25 protein-coding genes and 1 tRNA gene are annotated in these 16,651 nt (G+C 73.4%); 11 read left to right on the plus strand and 15 right to left on the minus strand.

All coding sequences use genetic code 11. The annotated features are described in order from the left end of the window. Positions 1-2 precede the first annotated feature (2 nt). Positions 3-224: a hypothetical protein gene (locus ACI79L_RS09830; protein WP_456936613.1), complete on the minus strand. Its 222-nt coding sequence runs from the start codon at positions 222-224 to the stop codon at positions 3-5. 61 nt (positions 225-285) lie between these two features. On the opposite strand from ACI79L_RS09830, the gene ACI79L_RS09835 reads away from it, so the two are divergent. Then, positions 286-582 (plus strand): hypothetical protein, encoded by a 297-nt coding sequence (locus ACI79L_RS09835; protein WP_456936614.1) that lies wholly within the window; start codon positions 286-288, stop codon positions 580-582. Here the strand turns inward: ACI79L_RS09835 and ACI79L_RS09840 are convergent. Together ACI79L_RS09840 and ACI79L_RS09845 are read right to left on the minus strand one after the other, a co-directional pair. Then, positions 545-1,012: an HNH endonuclease gene (locus ACI79L_RS09840; RefSeq protein ID WP_456936615.1), complete on the minus strand. Its 468-nt coding sequence runs from the start codon at positions 1,010-1,012 to the stop codon at positions 545-547. The genes ACI79L_RS09835 and ACI79L_RS09840 overlap by 38 nt on opposite strands. Before the next feature lie 284 nt (positions 1,013-1,296). Then, the gene (locus ACI79L_RS09845) at positions 1,297-1,638 is read right to left on the minus strand and encodes a hypothetical protein (protein WP_456936616.1); all 342 of its coding nucleotides are present in this window, start codon (positions 1,636-1,638) and stop codon (positions 1,297-1,299) included. Positions 1,639-2,112: 474 nt separating this feature from the next. On the opposite strand from ACI79L_RS09845, the gene ACI79L_RS09850 reads away from it, so the two are divergent. Both ACI79L_RS09850 and ACI79L_RS09855 read left to right on the plus strand, forming a co-directional pair. Then, positions 2,113-2,268, plus strand: a complete 156-nt coding sequence (locus tag ACI79L_RS09850; RefSeq protein ID WP_456936617.1) for a hypothetical protein — start codon at positions 2,113-2,115, stop codon at positions 2,266-2,268. 104 nt (positions 2,269-2,372) lie between these two features. Beyond that, positions 2,373-2,708, plus strand: a complete 336-nt coding sequence (locus ACI79L_RS09855) for a hypothetical protein (protein ID WP_456936618.1) — start codon at positions 2,373-2,375, stop codon at positions 2,706-2,708. A 468-nt stretch (positions 2,709-3,176) separates the two neighbouring features. Here the strand turns inward: ACI79L_RS09855 and ACI79L_RS09860 are convergent, their stop codons facing one another. The 6 genes from ACI79L_RS09860 to ACI79L_RS09885 all read right to left on the minus strand — a co-directional run bounded on the left by ACI79L_RS09860 (position 3,177) and on the right by ACI79L_RS09885 (position 6,426). Then, complete coding sequence (locus ACI79L_RS09860; RefSeq protein WP_456936619.1) at positions 3,177-3,539, minus strand: P27 family phage terminase small subunit; 363 nt, start codon at positions 3,537-3,539, stop codon at positions 3,177-3,179. A gap of 112 nt (positions 3,540-3,651) precedes the next feature. Continuing rightward, positions 3,652-4,533, minus strand: a complete 882-nt coding sequence (locus tag ACI79L_RS09865; protein ID WP_456936620.1) for a hypothetical protein — start codon at positions 4,531-4,533, stop codon at positions 3,652-3,654. 352 nt (positions 4,534-4,885) lie between these two features. Then, entirely contained in the window at positions 4,886-5,446 is a 561-nt protein-coding gene (locus ACI79L_RS09870) for a hypothetical protein (RefSeq protein WP_456936621.1), read from the minus strand. Next, a complete protein-coding gene (locus ACI79L_RS09875; RefSeq protein ID WP_456936622.1) occupies positions 5,443-5,703 on the minus strand; it encodes a hypothetical protein in 261 nt (86 codons plus the stop codon). Before ACI79L_RS09875 ends, ACI79L_RS09870 begins: the two co-directional genes overlap by 4 nt. Then, positions 5,703-6,095 (minus strand): hypothetical protein, encoded by a 393-nt coding sequence (locus ACI79L_RS09880; protein WP_456936623.1) that lies wholly within the window; start codon positions 6,093-6,095, stop codon positions 5,703-5,705. The genes ACI79L_RS09875 and ACI79L_RS09880 overlap by 1 nt, the downstream gene beginning before the upstream one ends. A 136-nt stretch (positions 6,096-6,231) precedes the next feature. Next, positions 6,232-6,426: a helix-turn-helix domain-containing protein gene (locus ACI79L_RS09885; RefSeq protein ID WP_456936624.1), complete on the minus strand. Its 195-nt coding sequence runs from the start codon at positions 6,424-6,426 to the stop codon at positions 6,232-6,234. 152 nt (positions 6,427-6,578) lie between these two features. Here ACI79L_RS09885 and ACI79L_RS09890 point away from each other — a divergent pair, with 152 nt between their 5' ends. Then, positions 6,579-7,133 carry a hypothetical protein gene (locus tag ACI79L_RS09890; RefSeq protein ID WP_456936625.1) on the plus strand — a complete coding sequence of 185 codons (555 nt, stop codon included), beginning with the start codon at positions 6,579-6,581 and terminating at the stop codon, positions 7,131-7,133. Between the two features lie 71 nt (positions 7,134-7,204). After that, complete coding sequence (locus ACI79L_RS09895; RefSeq protein ID WP_456936706.1) at positions 7,205-8,272, plus strand: tyrosine-type recombinase/integrase; 1,068 nt, start codon at positions 7,205-7,207, stop codon at positions 8,270-8,272. A 72-nt stretch (positions 8,273-8,344) separates the two neighbouring features. Here ACI79L_RS09895 and ACI79L_RS09900 read toward each other — a convergent pair. After that, positions 8,345-8,417, minus strand: a tRNA-Lys gene (locus ACI79L_RS09900). 465 nt (positions 8,418-8,882) lie between these two features. Here ACI79L_RS09900 and gvpJ point away from each other — a divergent pair. Continuing rightward, positions 8,883-9,251 (plus strand): gas vesicle protein GvpJ, encoded by a 369-nt coding sequence (gene gvpJ, locus ACI79L_RS09905; RefSeq protein WP_456936626.1) that lies wholly within the window; start codon positions 8,883-8,885, stop codon positions 9,249-9,251. 77 nt (positions 9,252-9,328) lie between these two features. Next, the gene (locus ACI79L_RS09910; RefSeq protein ID WP_456936627.1) at positions 9,329-9,682 is read left to right on the plus strand and encodes a phage holin family protein; all 354 of its coding nucleotides are present in this window, start codon (positions 9,329-9,331) and stop codon (positions 9,680-9,682) included. Between the two features lie 456 nt (positions 9,683-10,138). On the opposite strand, the gene ACI79L_RS09915 is transcribed toward ACI79L_RS09910, so the two are convergent. From ACI79L_RS09915 to ACI79L_RS09930, 4 genes are all read right to left on the minus strand, one after another. Further along, positions 10,139-10,270 (minus strand): hypothetical protein, encoded by a 132-nt coding sequence (locus ACI79L_RS09915; protein ID WP_456936628.1) that lies wholly within the window; start codon positions 10,268-10,270, stop codon positions 10,139-10,141. Between the two features lie 174 nt (positions 10,271-10,444). After that, on the minus strand, positions 10,445-11,299 hold the full coding sequence (locus ACI79L_RS09920) for a hypothetical protein (RefSeq protein ID WP_456936629.1): 855 nt from the start codon (positions 11,297-11,299) through the stop codon (positions 10,445-10,447). Positions 11,300-11,321: 22 nt separating this feature from the next. Further along, on the minus strand, positions 11,322-12,203 hold the full coding sequence (locus ACI79L_RS09925) for a Rieske 2Fe-2S domain-containing protein (RefSeq protein ID WP_456936630.1): 882 nt from the start codon (positions 12,201-12,203) through the stop codon (positions 11,322-11,324). 10 nt (positions 12,204-12,213) lie between these two features. After that, positions 12,214-12,639 carry a VanZ family protein gene (locus tag ACI79L_RS09930; RefSeq protein ID WP_456936631.1) on the minus strand — a complete coding sequence of 142 codons (426 nt, stop codon included), beginning with the start codon at positions 12,637-12,639 and terminating at the stop codon, positions 12,214-12,216. Between the two features lie 183 nt (positions 12,640-12,822). Between ACI79L_RS09930 and ACI79L_RS09935 the strand changes: the two genes are divergently transcribed. The 4 genes from ACI79L_RS09935 (at position 12,823) to ACI79L_RS09950 (ending at position 15,960) form a co-directional block, all read left to right on the plus strand. After that, positions 12,823-13,302, plus strand: coding sequence for a GtrA family protein (locus tag ACI79L_RS09935; RefSeq protein WP_456927499.1), 480 nt, complete (start codon positions 12,823-12,825; stop codon positions 13,300-13,302). Positions 13,303-13,420: 118 nt separating this feature from the next. Next, complete coding sequence (gene wrbA, locus ACI79L_RS09940) at positions 13,421-14,023, plus strand: NAD(P)H:quinone oxidoreductase (protein WP_456936632.1); 603 nt, start codon at positions 13,421-13,423, stop codon at positions 14,021-14,023. A 96-nt stretch (positions 14,024-14,119) separates the two neighbouring features. Further along, positions 14,120-15,613, plus strand: coding sequence for a metallophosphoesterase family protein (locus ACI79L_RS09945; RefSeq protein ID WP_456936633.1), 1,494 nt, complete (start codon positions 14,120-14,122; stop codon positions 15,611-15,613). 23 nt (positions 15,614-15,636) lie between these two features. Further along, positions 15,637-15,960 (plus strand): hypothetical protein, encoded by a 324-nt coding sequence (locus ACI79L_RS09950; RefSeq protein WP_456936634.1) that lies wholly within the window; start codon positions 15,637-15,639, stop codon positions 15,958-15,960. A 4-nt stretch (positions 15,961-15,964) separates the two neighbouring features. Here the strand turns inward: ACI79L_RS09950 and ACI79L_RS09955 are convergent, their stop codons facing one another. Beyond that, positions 15,965-16,603, minus strand: coding sequence for an AMIN-like domain-containing (lipo)protein (locus tag ACI79L_RS09955; RefSeq protein WP_456936635.1), 639 nt, complete (start codon positions 16,601-16,603; stop codon positions 15,965-15,967). Positions 16,604-16,651: the final 48 nt, after the last annotated feature.

The raw sequence follows: 16,651 nt of genomic DNA on the forward strand, positions 1-16,651 counted from the left end.
GGTTAAGGCAGGCGCACCTGCTCCGGCCGCACCGACGTTAGGTGCCGGCCCCACCCGTAGTCGTGCAACTGCCGCCAGGTGACCGCGGCCCGCCAGCCGAACCCGTCGTCGCACAGCCGCCACGCGGTCTGTTCGCCGGGCCACCACTGCCCGTCGTTGAAGACGAGGACGTCGCGGGGCGGGTCGAACAACTGCTGGTGGATGAGGCGAGGCGGGGCGAACACATGTTCGGTGTATCTATTCGGGCGGACGCTCCACGCGCCCGACCCACCCGAGTGACGTGCCGTGATCAACCCGTACTCGGCGCGTGCACTGCGCGACGCTTCCCCGGTGATCTACTGGGCGACGACGGCGCTGCCCTACGACGACCGCGAACGAGCAACCGCTGGCCTGCGCGGACAACTCCGGCTCATGGCCTTCGCGGACGGCGTCACGCCCGACTGGTCGGAGCTGACGGTTGAGGGGCCGACCGAGGCAGTTGGCCGGCACGACGTGGTGTGGTTTGAGTGGACGGCGACCGTGGCGGTCGGCGGTCAGGTCGAGCTCAGTGACGGGCAACCGAGCGAGGTCGGTGACGGGTGACCTCGGTCGGCACGCCGGGCGGGAAGTAGGCAGCTCGACGGCGAGCTAGCCGCCGCAACTCCCAGCCCCACGGCACTCGCGCCGCCTTGCCCTTGTTGTGCCTGCGGCACAACGCCTGGCCGTTGCTGACCGCGGTCCAGCCGCCCCGGCTGTGTGGGTGGACGTGGTCTGCCTCGAGCGCATCGGTTCGTGGGCAGCGGCCATAGAGCACAGAGTGGCGCTCGCAGCGGTTACCTGCGCGAGCGAGGATTTCCGTCTTGTCGGCCCTGGAGAACCGGCGGATGCCGTCCTTGGGGTGACCGGCGTGAATGACTGCACGCACGAATCCGACGGCCCGGTAGACGACGACGAAGAGCAGGAGAGCCAGCAGCCACGGCCGGTCGAGGAGACCGGCCCAAAGGTCGTGCAGGAGTTGCTGGCCGAGGTTCACAAGGCGGGGACCGTAGTGCCGGGCCCTCGTTCTCTCAGCTAACGCGCCGAGAACGACGCCGTTCAGTGACCATCTGCCGCATCAACTGCACGTAGTCCAGGCCGCCCGGCCAGCCGAACCGCTGGCACCAGGTCAGGCGGGCGTCCGTTCAAAGCAACTTCGCCTACGGCCTGTACTGCAGATCTTGTGCGCCGCCGCCCCTGTCCCTGAAGGCGGCTTCAGGGACACGTCCGGCGGCGAGCTCAGCGTTTGACGTGTCGTTGAGTGGTCCGGTGCATACCGGCTCAGAAGGCACGCGCCACGACGACGGTGAGAGCCAACGCTGTCAGGGCGGCCAAGGCGAAAGCAGCGGCGAGCGCGACTGGGTGCCGGATCCCGGCGCGGGACTCTCCGGGGGCGTAGTCGCGGACCTGGTTGTCCCGGTCCAGGACGAGGGCCAGCACTCCCACGGGCACAGCCGTGGTCAGCAAACCGATGCCGATCCACGCAGTCGTCGACTGCCGCTCGACGTCCCAGTACATGCCGCTGTCCGGCGCTACCGCAGCGATGAGGTAGAGAAGTCCGAAGAGGAGCAGGACCCAGCTCAGGCCCGCGACGGCGCGCGGGAGGTCCTTGTGTCCCCTCACGGCATGTCTCATGGGCGCCGTCCTCACCAGTCAGCGCACCCCAGCGTCGAGAACGTCACCCGGCCACCCACGGAGCCTTGTTGAACGGGGCGCCGGTGCGCCTCCCGCACCGACGGCAGATCTTCTCGTCCGGCGCCGGGGCCTCCTCTCCGTCTGGGTGTCGCTGGACGTAGGAGTGAAACCCGAACCAGCACCGCAGTGGCTTCCGAGTCATGAACCGACGCTAGGAGTCGCCGATTGCGCCGGGAAGGGGCTTACGGACCGGTGCGGCAGGCCCTCGCCGCTGACTCTGGGCGTCTGCTTGGCGCGCCCCTGCTCTAGAACCCCTGGCGGGTCGAGGTGGGGAGGACTCGCCCTACTGTCCCTAAATGGGCCGCTTAGGGACAGCAGCAGCAGTGTCGGCGCACACAAACCGCAGGACAGGCCCTAGTCGAGCCGGCACTGCCCTGGTCGGCCTGGCCGGGGACGGCCGAAGTGCGCGGACAGCTGCGGCTCATGGCCCCCGCGGACGGCGTCACGCCGGACTGGTCGACGATCGTCGTCAAGGGGCTGGAGGAGGCGGTCGGCAGGCACGGCGTCGTGTGGTTCGAGTGGGCGGCGAGCATGAGTACTCAGCGCGGCGCGATCTGACTCACCACTCTCGGTGAGATATTGCCTCCGCAGCGTTCCGATACGCCGCCGGACCGGGTCAACTAGGAGCCCCGACCGCACCGCACAGACCTAAGTGAGAACCCATGCGCCTTCGCCTCCTCTTCACCGCCGTCGCCGTACTGGCCGCCCCGCTGTTGCTCGCTGGCTGCGGCAGCAGTGGTTCCGTCGAGGAGTTCTGCGCCGTCTTTCAGCAGGTTGATGAGGCGGAGGACGCGGAGGAAGGGCTGCCGCTCCTTGACGATCTCGAGGATGCCGCGCCGACGGATCGGCTGAAGGAGTCGGTTGAGGTGGCTCAGGAGTACTTCGAGCAGGCGGCGGAGGCCGACGAGAACGGTGAGCAGTTCGAGGAGACCGAGGAGAGCAAGGAGGCGCTGGAGTTCGTCGGGGCTTACGCCGACCAGAACTGCTCCATCGACTGACCTGTTGAGGCCCCTCGGCCGTACGAAGACCCATCCGCGCTGACGCTCCGGATTACGAACGAGCCCCCGCCATCTCCCTGATTGGCGGGGGCTCGTCGTGCTGCAGCCACCGGTCGGCACGGCGTCAGTCGCCCCTCACGTAGGAAACCCGACCCGTGTCGACGACCGGACCCGGACGTCGGTACGGCGGCCGGGGACCTTGAGGAGCCGCCTCCTCTGCTGCGACAAGTGCCGAGTCGACGCCCCGCTGCGCGATGCGGGCCCGGGTCGTCGCATCGAGGGGCGGTAGCGGGACCGACGGTCGCTCCTCGCGCCACTGCCGCCGAGCCCGTAGGAAGTTCTCGATCTCCGCGGCGGTGACGAAGCCGCGCGGATGGTCCGCCAGCCGCCATCGGATGCGCAGTAGTTCCTCGGGGGGCTCGGCGCCGGTGAACACGACCGGCGCCGAGGCGACCTTGCGACGGGCCATCACGCGCCCCGCTTCACATGACCGGCCCACCGCTTCGCCGCCCCTTGTCGGCCGCGGGCCTGCAGCGGCGACGCCAACGTCTCGTCGTCCTCGTCAGGCAGCGCGAGCTGGGCCAGCAGCTTGCCCAGCGCCAGGCGGTGCTGCCGCATCTCACCGAGGGCCGGGTGCACCCGTGTCTGCCCAGCCGACCCGGCGACCGTCGTGCCGTCCCGGGTGACCGCCTGTCGCAGTTCCTCGCACTCGTCGAGCAACCGGCACACCTCCGTCAGCAGCGACAGCTCCGACTCCGACAGCTCGTAGGTGTCGACGGCCTGATCCCAGAACGCCCGGCCGCGGGCTGAGAGCCCGCTGGGGCGCCTCACAGCTCCTCCTGGGGGCAGATCGACCCGCAGGTATACGTCGCGGTGGCTGACAGCTCACCGGCGGTCATCCGGGGGGCAGACGCCGGGGCCCACCCCCCACGTGCCCGGGCGGTCACGCGTCCGCCTCGGCGGCGGACTGGGCCGGCCGCGCGTCGTCGAACATGTGCCGGTAGGCCTCGAGGTGTCTACGGTTGGCGGCGGCCTGCCGGACTCGCTCGCCGAACACCTCGTGCCAGCGGTGGTCCTGCTCCTGGGCGGTGGGCATCCACGGCTGCGCGTCGTGCGCGAAGAACCAGGCGAGCCGGTCGCGGGTGCTGGTGGTCGGCCACGGGATGTCGCTCGGGGTGACGGCGAACAGTCCGGTGATGCCGGGCCAGACCTGCTCGGTGTTACGGATCTCGAAGAAGAAGCCGTAGCCGTCGTTGGTCTCGCGCTGGGTGCCGAGCTTGCGGGCGAGGCTGTACGCGGCGCGGATGGTGTCGTACTCGGCGACGGCGGTGTCGATGCGGATGGCCGCCTCGCGCACCGGCTTGGGCTGGGTGAGCACGACCGACAGCGGCGCGTCGGCGGGGATGTGCGCGATGGTGGCGAAGTCCCGCTTGAGCTGGTCGACCAGTTCGGCGTGCACGGGCTGCAGGTGGTCGGCGATGACGGTGCCGGCCTGGTCGTGGAGCTCGCCGGCGAGTCGGTTGCTGGCGATCTCCTGCGCGCGGCGGATGAGCGCCATGCGCTCGTCGTGGTCGGTGACGGCCTGCTGCGCGGTGTGGATGGGGCCGAGGTCGACGTCGGCGCCGGCGGCGATCTGGGCGGCGACGCGGTCGCGGATGGCGTGCGGCTGCTCGGGCGCCTGGTCCCAGGCCTGGGCGGCGAGACCGTCGAGGCGGACGACGGCGTCGCGGGCCTCGAGCAGGCTGGCCGGCAGGGTCCAGCGGTTGTCCTCGGCGCCGGCGAACAGGGTGGCGGAGAAGGAGAGGGGGTTGCGGATCTCGAACATGGAGGTGGGTCCTTTCGGTCAGGTCAGGTGGAGGGGGTGCCGCAGCCGGAGCAGGGCGGTCGTCGCGCGGAGGTCTGCACTCGCGCCCTTCCGTCCGGCGTGCGCAGGCCCGTGCCGCGGCTGGGCCCGTCCGGTGAGGTCTGACTCGGGCTGCGGCGGGTCACTGGGACGCACAGGTGGTTGGTGACGAACCGCTCGAAGCTGGTCCGCGGGTGGATGGGTCGCGGCTGGGAGTGCTGGCGCTTGGGCCGACAACCGGGACAGCGGCCCTCCTTGGCGTGCAGCGGGGCCCGAACGGGCCCGTAGCAGACGGGGCAGCAGATGCGGGCGTACCAGGTGCGGGACTCGGTGGTCATGCGGACTTCCGTCCTCGAGACGTGAGGTAGGCGATTACCGGGAGTGGGTCGTCACTCCCGTAAGTGCTGGCTTGTGCGGTGACGTCGTGGTCATCGCTCGGCGCGGCTGACGGCCGGTGCGGGTTGGGTGCCGCGGGTTCCGGAAGTAGCGCGCGCGCACGTATGAGTGCCGCATCACGACACCCAGACCCCTGTTCCTGGGTGTCGTTCTGAGGGTGTCGTTTTCCCGATACCTCAACTCCGAGTCGAGGGTGTCGTGATGCGGCAACCTGACCGCCGGGAAAGCTGGCCGCGTACTGCATCGTCTGGCCGTTCTTGCCGCCGCCCGTCCGCGCGAGCAGGCCGGCCTTGACCGCCTCCCCGATGCGGACGGTCACCCGCTGCTCGGCGATGTCCAGCGCCGCCGCCAGCTCGGCCCGGGGCACCTTCACGTGCCCGAGGTCGGTCATGTGGCAGACGGCGATGTACGCCAGCAGCTCCCGGCAGGACCCACTCACCTCGTGGCAGCGGATCACCGTGCGGTACCAGCGGTCGCGGACGGTCAGACGCCGCGTCACCGATCAACAGTGGTCAGCTCGACCACCCGGCGGTCCCGGTGCTCAAGGAGCGCCAGGAGATCGCCGGCCCGATCGACGGGGCACATGAGCACGCCCCTGCGATCCGGATGCCAGTCGCGTGCGCGAGGAATGCCGAGCTCGTCGAGCATCCGGGCGATGCCGGCGCCATACAGCCAGCAGGTGCGGCGCCCGACCTCGACGCGGACGGTCGCTCGCTGGTGCGGCTCCTCGAACAGCCGGAGCGGCCGGGCCCCCATCAGGCCACCTCCCGCCACTGCTGGGCCCGTAGGCGGGCGCTGGCGGCCTTCTCGGGTTCCCCGCGGCGCTCGGCCAACTCGGCGAAGCTGGGCCGACCGGCGGCATACAACTCGCGTTCGGCCAGCGTCAGCACCGGCGTCCACGTCGCGTCGAGGTCGGCCTCCTCTGCGGCGATGCGGGCGGTCTCATCCAGCTCGAGGCGCAGCCGTCGGGCGTGCTCGGCCGGGTCCCACCAGGTGCGCTGAGTCTCCGCAGCGAGGACGCACGCGGCGACCTTCGCGGGGTGTGCGTCCGGCAGCGCTTCCCACTCGGCTGAGCCGTAGGCGGGGACGGTGTACCCCTCGGCCTTGGCGATCAGCTCGCGCGCCCAGGGAAGCGCCTGCGGCATCACGGCGCACCCCGAACGAGGGAGGCCATGCGGACCGCCGAGGCGGTATCGTCGGCGGCGAGACCTGCAGTCACGTAGTTCTCGCCAACGCCCTCGTCCTGCGCCAACAGGACGAGGGCGGTCTCGTTGAGGGGCATGATCACGCAGCCCCCGAGGTCTCACGGCTGCGGAGACGCTCGACGTACGCGACCAGCGCGTCGGCGGGGATCCGCCGGGAGCGACCGATCTTGACGCTGTCCAGCTCGCCGGACGCGATGAGGCCGTAGACGGTGGTGCGGCCAAGATCAAGCTGGTCAGCCGCGCGCTCCGGGGTGAAAAGTAGCTGCTCCGGCACGGAGGTGATCCCTTCATCCGCGCAAGCGAGCCCACTCGCTCGCCTGCCCCCACTGTGTAGCCCACGAGCGCTCCATCGCGCAAGTGGGCGTGACCGACCGGCGTGTCGGGCGTACTTGCGCGGCCCATGGCGGGCGGCTAGCGTCCGGCGACGTGGGAATGGAGCTGACGGCGCCGGCGCCGGATGGATGGATCGCCGTGTACGGCGAGGGCGGCGGGCCGACGTACTACGTCCGCTGCCGAGACGACGGCCGCGGGGGCGTGGAGATCGTCAGGTTGCTGATCGCCTCACAGGGGCGGATCACATCGGCCGCCCTGCGGAACGTCCCCATCGGACGGATCGAGGCGACGATCAACGGCTCACCGCTCCTGCTCGCCGCCGCTCGGAGCGCGGAGGACGCTCCTGACCCGCTCGTCGAGCGACTGGAGACTCAGCCCGTTCCGGACTTCCGCGACGCACTCAGCGGGAACTCGGATCAACGGCTGCCCAGTGTCAACGAGCCGCTCGCGCGGCCGGACAGGAGCGATCCGGCGGCCTTCTACAGCCGCGTCGCCATGCGTTACCTACTCCTCGTCCGCGATACGGCCAAGCCGGCTGTCGCGATGGCCGAGGAGGCCGGCGTCCCGGTGGCGACGGCTCGTCGTTGGATCAACGAGGCGCGACGCCGCGGCCTGTTGGCGCCTGGCCGGCAGGGGCGTGCGAAGTGACCCGCCGGGCGGCGAGTGGCGAGTCATCCATTCACAGGGGCAACGACGGTCGGTGGCACGGCTACGTGTCGATGGGCCTGAAGGAGCACGGCAAGCGCGACCGCCGGCACGTGTCCGGCGCGAAGCGCGCCGACGTCGTGGCGAAGGTTCGCGACCTCGAGCGCAAGCGCGACGCGGGGACTGCTGGAGCCGCCGGCCGGGCCGCCACGGTGGGCCAGTGGCTCGACCACTGGCTCGACACGATCGCGGCCCGCCAGGTTCGTCCGTCGACGCTCGTCCGGTACCGACAGCTCGTCGTCAATCAGCTGGCGCCCGGCATCGGGCACCACAGGCTCGACCGTCTACAACCCGAGCACGTTGAGAAGCTGTACGGCGACCTGCAGGCCCGGGGGTTGGCGCCGGCGTCGATCCTGCAGACGCACCGGGTGCTGTCGCGGGCACTCAAGGTCGCCATGCAGCGAGACAAGGTGGCGCGCAACGTCTGCGCCCTGATCGATGCGCCGAGCGTGGAGCGCGAGGAGGTCCGGCCGCTCTCGGCTGAGGAGGCGCGCCGGGTGCTTGAGGCGGCCAGAGGACGGCGAAACGCTGCCCGCTGGTCCGTCGCTCTGGCCCTCGGCCTGCGACAGGGCGAGGCGCTCGGCCTCGCCTGGGACGCCGTCGACCTCGATCTCGGCACCCTGACCGTCCGTCAGGCGTTGCAGCGACAACCGGGCGCAGGACTGGTGATCGTGCAGCCCAAGTCGCGGGCCGGCAGGCGGACAATCGCTCTCCCTGGCCCGCTGCGCGATGCACTGCGAGCTCACCGGACAGCCCAACTTGCCGAGCGCATGGCCGCGGGGTCGCTGTGGCAGGACAGCGACCTGGTGTTCTGCCAAGTCGACGGCCGGCCGATCGACCCCCGAAGTGATCACCGGGCATGGCGGGCACTGCTCGCGGATGCCGGCGTGCGCCAGGCCCGGCTGCACGACGCTCGGCACACCGCGGCGACGCTGCTCCTGCAGCAGGGCGTGCCGGCCCGGGTGGCGATGGAGATCCTCGGCCACTCGCAGATCAGTCTCACGCTCGGCACGTACTCACACGTCGTTCCCGAGGTCGCCGAGGACGCCGCCCGGCGCATGGGAGAGGCGCTGTGGGGATGAACTGGCAACCACGCTGGCACCGGCTCGCGGGCGGCGCCCTGCGCCCAACCACTCAAGCCCAGGTCAGCACGGTGGGCCCCGTGGGGATCGAACCCACAACCCGCGGATTAAAAGTCCGCTGCTCTGCCAGTTGAGCTAGAGGCCCGGCACGCCGAGTCTCCCAGACGGAGCGGGCGGCCACCGGCCTCCGGAGGTCAGCGTCGGCGGCGCAGGCCGTCGAGGAAGCCCTTCCACAGCTGGGTGCCGAAGGACTCCTTCTGACCTGCGCCCCCCGTCGCCTGCGGCTTCGAGGCCCTCCGCGGGGCCTGGCGGGTCCGGTCCAGACGGCGCTGGGGTGGCTGGGCCCGGCGTCGGGTTCCCTCCGGCATGGCGGCACCCTCTTCCATCCGCTGCCTGCCCGCGCGGGGCCGCGGGCGGGGTGCGGCACCGGCATCGTCCCGCCGGTGGGCGACCGCCGGAGCGGCTCCCACGACCACGCACCGGGGCCGTCAGTGACGCCGTGACGGAGCGCGACCACCCGACGACGGGATGGCGCGACCGGGGCGGCATCCTCTGCGGACCGGCGGGCGGCGGGCCATCGTGGGAGGCAGCCGCAGACCTGGGGGAGCTCATGACCGTGTCGACCGTCAACCGCGCGCCCCGCCCGAGTGGCCTGGCCGACGTCCTCGACGTGGTCCTGGACAAGGGCATCGTGCTCGATGCGTACGCGCGCGTGGCGTTGCTGGGCATCGAGCTGGTGACCGTCGACGCGCGCGTCGTCATCGCCAGCGTGGACACCTACCTGCGGTTCGCGGAGGCGGTGAACCGGCTCGACCTGTACCCCGAGAGCGAGCCCAGGGGCCTGCCCGGGCTCTTCGAGGACACCCTCGAGGGCGGCGCCAAGATGGTCGTGAAGAAGAAGCTCAGCGGTCCCGCGGAGAAGATCGAGGGCTTCGTCGAGAAGATCACCGGCCGCGGGAACGAGGAGCGCGAGCGGTAGGACGCCCGGGCCCCGCGGTGGGCCCGGCCGGGGCGACAATCGCAGGCACCGCGACCGTCGGGACCGGGGAGGGTGCCATGACGTCGCAGATCCCGGGACTTCCCGGCCGTGACCTGCTGCAGCCGCTGACCGAGGAGATCGGCGCGGCGGTGCACCGCGAGGTCGAGCGGGTCCGGGACGAGGTCACGCGGCCCTACCGCGACTCGCGGGAGGGCGTGCGCCTGCTCGGCGGCTCGGCCCTGCTCGGCTCGATGGCGGCCGGCGGCGCGACGGCGCTGCTGATCCGGCTCCTGGACCGCCGGCTGCCGCCGACGGCGTCGGCGGCGCTGGTCACCGCCGCGCTCGGCGCGGGCGCCGCCGCCCTGGCGCGGGCCGGCCGCGCGCGGATGCCCTGGGCGCCGGCGGGCGCAGCCCCTCGCCCCGGGACCTGACCGGAGGACGCGGCGCGACCGGCGGGTCTGACCGGCGCGCCGCGTCGTCGTGGCTCAGGCGTCGGTGCGCGCGGCCCGTGCCGGGGCCCTGCGCTCGTCCTCCTCACCTCTCCGGACGGCGGGGATCTCGCGCAGGCCGGGGCGGCGCCGCTGGTCGGGCTGGGCTCGTCGGGGAGTCGGGTCCTGCATCGTGCCCTCCGATCTCGTCGGCGCACGTCCGTGCACGCCGGGGGTTCCGAGAGCGCCGATCCTGTGGCGGTCGCCCGGACCACCCCTCCCGGACACGCCGGTCGCGCCCCACCCTGCGGCGCTGCGCAGCAGCCTGCGGTCCCCCGGTGCACACCCCGTCACCGGCCGGCGGCTACCGCCCGTCGGCCTCCTCCACCCGCCGCGAGCGCGGTCCGGCCCTGGGCCCGGTCCGCCCCGGCCGCCGGCGGGCCAGGACCTCGGCGCCGGTCACAGCACGTCGAGCACCAGCAGCACGACCAGGGTCAGCACCGCGGACACGAGCAGGGACCCCAGGCAGCCCAGGCGGTTGGAGAAGAAGAGGAACACCCGGTCGAGGTGCCCACCGCACGCCTTCGGCAACCGTGCGTCACCGTGAGGTGCCACTCACTCGGGGACGTGCACCCGTTCAGGGGATCGTGGCACCGGAGGCCACTACCTACGGTCATCCCCAGCGCGCCGGTCACGACCGCGCGCGAGCACTCCGGCCCGGCCGTCCCGTTCCCCCCGGGACAGCCGGGCCGGTCCCTTCCAGGTTCAGCAGGCGGTGGCGACCAGCCCGAAGAGGACGTCGCGCTGCGCCTGGTCCAGCGGCAGGTCCGCGGGCACCTCGTCGTCGTCGCCCGCCTGCAGCCCGAGCACGAACAGGTAGGGCTGCTTGACCTCCGCCAGCGCGTGCGGATCGCAGCGCGCCATCGTGAACTCGACCGGGACCTCCAGCGTCGGCTCCCCCGCCTCCAGGGTCCGCGGCAGGTCCGCAGCGACGTCGTAGAGCACGTTGCCCTCCAGCCGGGTCACGGTCACCGGGCGGTCGTCGCCGCCGGCCCGGGTCAGCACGAGCGACCCGGCGACGGCGTTCCCGTCCGAGGTGAGCCCGGTGACGGCGACCCCTGCGACGGCGAGGACGGCGCGGACGGCGCACCGCTCGTCGTGGATGCGGCCGAGCGTCCCGGCGGCCAGCGGGACGCGCAGGGTCTCGGTGCGCCCGTCGGGCCGGACGACGGTGAGCCGCGCCGCGGCGGGCGCGGCGGCCCGGTCGCACACCACCTCGCCGTAGGGCGTGGGCAGGTCGATGGTGCGGCCGGGCGCGTAGGCGGCGGTGACCGCCCGGCCCGGCAGCGGCGCGAAGCCGGGCGAGTCGATCGCCACGGCGGTGACGGTGAACGGCTCGGTGCCGGTGTCGGTGACCCGGACCTGCACCTGCCCGCCGAGCGCCGCGTCGGTGCGCAGCTCCACCGCCTCCGCCTCGATCCCGGGCACCGGCGGCACGGCCGGCCCGGGAGCGGGCGTGGACGACGGCGACACCGGCGAGGCCGGCTCGGCGGCCGACGGGCCGGCGGAGCCGCACGCGGCGCACAGCAGCACGGCGAGCACCGCCGCCGTCCGCCGCATGCGGCGAGCGTAGGGCGGCGGGCTACTGGTGGCGGGAGGGCAGCCGCGCCATCACCCGGCCGGCCTCCATCCGCACCTCGAGCTTCTCCTGCGGGTTGGCCGCCGGCCCGCGCCGCGGCTCCCCGTTCTCCAGGTCGAACGCCGACCCGTGCCACGGGCAGACCAGGCACTCGTGCCCGCGCACCTCCTCGACGGCGCCCTCGTACAGCGGCCCGGCCAGGTGCGAGCAGGCGCCCACGAAGACGTCGACCCGCCCGCCCCGGCGGACGGCGGCCAGCGGGGCGGCCACTCCGCTGCCGCCTGCGGTGCGCAGCGCGGGCCGGCCCTCGGGCAGGTCGTCGAGCGGGCCGAGGTCGATCCAGTCGGAGGTCAGCGCGCGGGCCGCCGTCGCCGCGTGCGAGGCGCCCGAGGACTGGGCGTAGGACATGTGCCCGCCGATCGCCGCGGACCCGGTGGCGATGCCCAGCCCGGCGTAGGCGAGCACCCGGCCGAGCGTGCCGCGCCCCTTGGCCCGGGCGACCAGGGAGCCGACGTAGAGGCTCAGCGCGGCCACGTTGGACACGGCGTGCAGCGCGCCCAGCCGGCGGACGCCGACCTCCTGCTCCGACCAGTCGGCCGCACCGGACATCGCCGCGGGCACCGAGACGGCGACCCCGGTGGCGATCAGGACGGTGGCCGCCGGCCGCAGCGGTGGGACGGCGTCGAGCAGGCCGGCCGAGGTCCAGCTCCCGACGGGGACCTGCACGAGCACCGGGTGCAGCGGGTGACCGAGCCAGGTGCCGTGCAGCGCGTCCTTGAGCGCTGCCGGCCGCAGGACCGCCTGCACCGCCGTGCGGGCCTGCTCGATGGCCCGGTCGAAGGTGCTCACGTCCGCGAGTCGGTCGAGGATCCCCATCAGGCTCATGCGCGGGCTCCTACCCCCGCCGGGCGACCCTGACGCCACCGGTCACGGTGCTGACCAGCGCGGTCACGAGGAGTCCCGCGGCGAGCGCACCGGCCGCGTTGAGCAGCGCGTCCAGCGGCGACACGACCCGGCCGAGCGGCAGCAGCCACTGCAGCACCTCGATCGCCGCGCCCGCGGCGACGGCCGCGCCCGCGAGGAGGGCCGGCCGGCGCAGGGCCGGGAAGCGGAGGACGGCCACCGCGGCGACCGGCGTCAGCAGCAGCAGGTTGCCCAGCAGCTGCCGGACCGTCGCGCGCGAGTCTAGGCCGGCGAGGTACCAGTGCGCCTCGACGGCGGGCGAGCCCCAGGACCAGCCCCCGTCGCCGGTGGGCAGCAGCGTGAGCGCGGCGACGACCGCCAGCGCCACGGCGAGGGCGGCGGACAGCAGCGGCCTCATGGCCCCGACCGTGACGCAGGTCCCTGGCAGCCCCCTGGGAAGCGCCTGCGGGGACCCGGCGTGAGCGGATGCACACCCGGCACAGCGACCCGCAGGGAGTAATGCGGTCGCACCCAGGTAAGTGTCAGGAGGATCCTGCACAGTGATCCCCGACGACGCCGTGACCAGCGAGGAGGTGCGCCCGTGACGTGCCCGTCGCTGCTGCACCGTCCCGCGGTCGTGGACGTCGTCGCCGACCTCGCCGCGAGCCTGAACACCCTGGTGCGCTCCGACCGGGCCCTGGGTCAGTTCGCGCGCTTCGTGATGGTCGGCGGGTTCTCCAGCGCCGTCTACGCGCTGCTGTTCTGGCTGCTGCGCGACCTGGGCGGCGTGCAGGCCAACGTCGTCGGCTCGGCGCTGTCGTCGATGCTCGCCAACGAGATGCACCGGCGGCTGACCTTCCGCGCCGGTGAGCGGGTCGGCTGGTTCGCCGCGCAGTGGGAGGGCGGCGCGCTGGCGATCGCCGGCATGGTGGCCACCAGCCTGGCGCTGAGCTGGTTCAACGCCACGGTCAGCGAGCCTGCCGTCGTCGCCGAGCTGGCGGTCATCGCCCTGGTCACCGCGACCATCGGGACGCTGCGCTTCCTGGCGCTGCGCTGGGTCTTCCGCCCGCAGCCCGCCTGATCCCCCGGCCCGGTCCCCCGCCGCGTGTTTGACGCGCGCGTGTCGCGAGCACACAACCCGACAGTGGTTGAACGTGCAACCACGAGACCGCGTACGCGACACGAGAGCCGAGGGAACCGTGGCGAAGATCGCCGTCATCTACTACTCGTCCACCGGGAACGTGCACCAGCTCGCCGGCGCCCTGGCCGAGGGCGCCGAGGAGGCGGGCGCGGAGGTGCGCCTGCGCCGGGTCCCGGAACTGGCCCCCGAGGAGGCCATCGACAGCAACCCCCTGTGGCGGGCGCACGTCGACGCCACCGCGAGCGAGGTCCCGGAGGCCACGCCGGCCGACCTGGAGTGGGCCGACGGCTACGCGCTGGGCAGCCCCACCCGCTTCGGCACGCCCTCCTCGCAGATGAAGCAGTTCATCGACACGCTCGGCGGCCTGTGGTTCACCGGCAAGCTGGCCAACAAGGGCGCCACCGCGTTCACCAGCGCGCAGAACGTCCACGGCGGCAACGAGTCGACGATCCTCACGTTCTTCAACGTCTTCTCGCACTTCGGCGCGGTGATCGTGCCGCCCGGCTACACCGACCCGCTGCTGTTCGAGGCCGGCGGCAACCCCTACGGCGTCTCGAACGCCTCGGGCGGCAAGTCGGCCACCGCGTCCGACGCCGAGCTCGCCGCGGCCCGTTACCAGGGCCGCCGCCTGGCCGAGGTGACGGCGAAGCTGGTCGCCTGACCTGCACGGACACACCGCGACGGCCGGCCGGGGCCCCTCCCGGCCGGCCGTCGCCGTCCCGAGCAGGGGCGTGGCCCCGGAACTAGCCTCGACGGGATGAGCGAGCCGACGACGCGGGCGCCCGGGCGCTGGAGGCGTCCGGCACGGGTCGCCGGGCGCTGGGCGGTCCGGCTCGCCGTCGCGGCCGCCGGCGCGCTGCTCGGCATCCTGCTGCTCGGCCGCGTCGAGGCGCCCATCGGCCCGTTCGACGCCGGTCTCGCCCTCACCCCCACCGGCGGCGGCGCGACCGTGGAGGTGCCGCCGCTCGGCACGCTGGAGGTCGACGCCTACGACGGCCCGCTCGGCCTGGACGTGCAGCTGCGCCGCGTCGACGAGTCCCGCATCCAGGAGCTGGTGAGCGACCCGGCCCGGCTCGACGGCCTGGTCGACCGGGTCAGCGCCGACCTGCAGGACGCCGTCGTCCGGCTGGCCTGGACCACGGCCGCCGCCGGGGTGGGCGGCGCCGCCGTCGCCTCCCTGCTCCTCTACCGCCGCTGGCGCGAGCCGCTGGTCGCGGCAGGGGTCTCCGTGGTGCTGCTCGCCGGCACCGCCGGCCTGGGCGCGGCGACCTGGCGGCCCGAGGCGCTGTCCCAGCCCACCTACACCGGCCTGCTGGTCAACGCGACCAGCCTGATCGGCAGCGCCGAGGACATCGTCGCCCGGTTCAGCGCCTACCGGGAGTCGCTCGAGGAGCTGGTCACCAACGTCGGCACGCTGTACTCCGCGCTGTCGGCGCTGCCGGCGCCGGGCGGGCCCACCGACACCGTGGCGCTGCTGCACGTCTCCGACATCCACCTCAACCCGGCGGGTTTCGACCTGGTGGCGCAGGTGGCCGACCAGTTCGACGTCGACGCCGTCCTCGACACCGGCGACATCACCGACTGGGGCAGCGAGCCGGAGAACCGGCTGATCGGCTCCATCGGCGCGCTCGGCGTCCCCTACGTGTACGTCCGCGGCAACCACGACTCGGCGACCACCGCCGCGCTGGTCGCCTCCCAGCCCAACGCCACCGTCCTCGACGACTCGGCGACGGAGGTCGCCGGCCTGACCGTGGTCGGCGCCCGGGACCCCCGGTTCACCCCCGACAAGGACGCCTCCGGCGACGGCGAGTCGCTGGAGCAGACCGGCGAGGACCTCGCGGAGGTCGCCGAGGAGCAGGCGGAGACGCCGGCGATCGCGATGGTGCACGACCCCGGGCAGGCCGCGCCGCTGGACGGCGTCGTCCCGCTGGTCCTGGCCGGGCACACCCACGAGCGGGAGGTCGAGACCCTCGACGGCGGGACGCTGCTCATGGTGCAGGGGTCGACCGGCGGCGCCGGCCTGCGCGGCCTGCAGGGCGAGTACCCCGAGCCGCTGACCTGCACGGTCCTCTACCTCGACCCGGACAGCGGCGCGCTGGTCGCCTACGACGACATCACCCTCGGCGGCCTCGGCGAGACCGAGGCGACGATCGTGCGCACCGTCGTCCCGGAGCGGACCGCCGACGACGTCCCCGCCGACGGCACCGAGGACGGCACCGGCGCCGGGACGCCGGCCTCCCCGACGGACTGAGCCGCCCGTCCTACGCTCGCGCCATGGCTCCGACTCCCCGCCTGGCCGCCGGTGTCCTCGCCGGGGCGCTCGCCCTGGTTCCCGTCGCCGGCTGCTCGTTCACCTCGAACGGCTTCTCCTGCTCCGGGTCGACCTGCACGATCACGCTCGACGGGGAGGGCAGCGAGGTCGAGGTCCTGGGGACGACGGTGACGCTGGGGAGCGTGCAGGACGGGCGGGCGTCGATCGACGTCGCCGGGGCCAGCGTCTCCTGCGGGGCGGGCGAGTCCGTGAACGCCGGGAGCCTGTCGCTGGAGTGCACCAGCGTGTCCGGCGACACGGTGGAGCTCACCGCCAGCCTCGGCTGACAGCTCACCCGGCGTCGGCGACCTCGACGACCACCCGGGTCGGGTCCTCGAGCGCGTAGACCCGGAACGGCGCCTGCGAGCGGGTGCCGACGAAGGCGACCGTCGTCCCCTCGAAGGTCGCGTCGAAGACCACCTCGGTGACCGTGGCGGTGCCCTCGCCCGGCAGGGGGTCGGGGCCCGCGTACTCCTCGACGCCGGTGTCGTAGGGGTAGCCGGCGCCGGTGATCGTCACCTGCAGGACCGCCTCGCCGGCCACCTCGACCTCCTCGCCGCTGCCCTGCGAGCTCGCGACGTCGACGTAGCGGACGTCCCAGCCCGGCGTCCCCGTGCCGCCGGCCTCGAACACCACGCGGTCGAAGCCGTCGTGGCGGCCGGTGCGCACGTCGCGCACGGTCACCGACGCGTCGGCGGAGGCGTCGGCGGTGTCGGGCCGCGTGTCGGCGGGGGACGACGGCGCGGCGGTGCCGGCGTCCCCGTCGCCGGTCCCGGTCGGCGAGGCGGACCCGTCGGCGGAGGAGGTCGCGGAGGACGGCGCCGCGGTCGGGGACGCGCCCGCCGCCGGCCGCTGCTCCCCGCCGCAGCCGGTCAGCAGGAGCGCCGCGGCGAGCAGGGCGGGGACGGGAGCGGGGGCGCGGCGGGACACCCGCGGATCGTGACAGCCGGCCGGCCCCGGGCGGGCCCGCCACGCCTG

Source organism: Geodermatophilus sp. SYSU D00684, assembly GCF_054050455.1.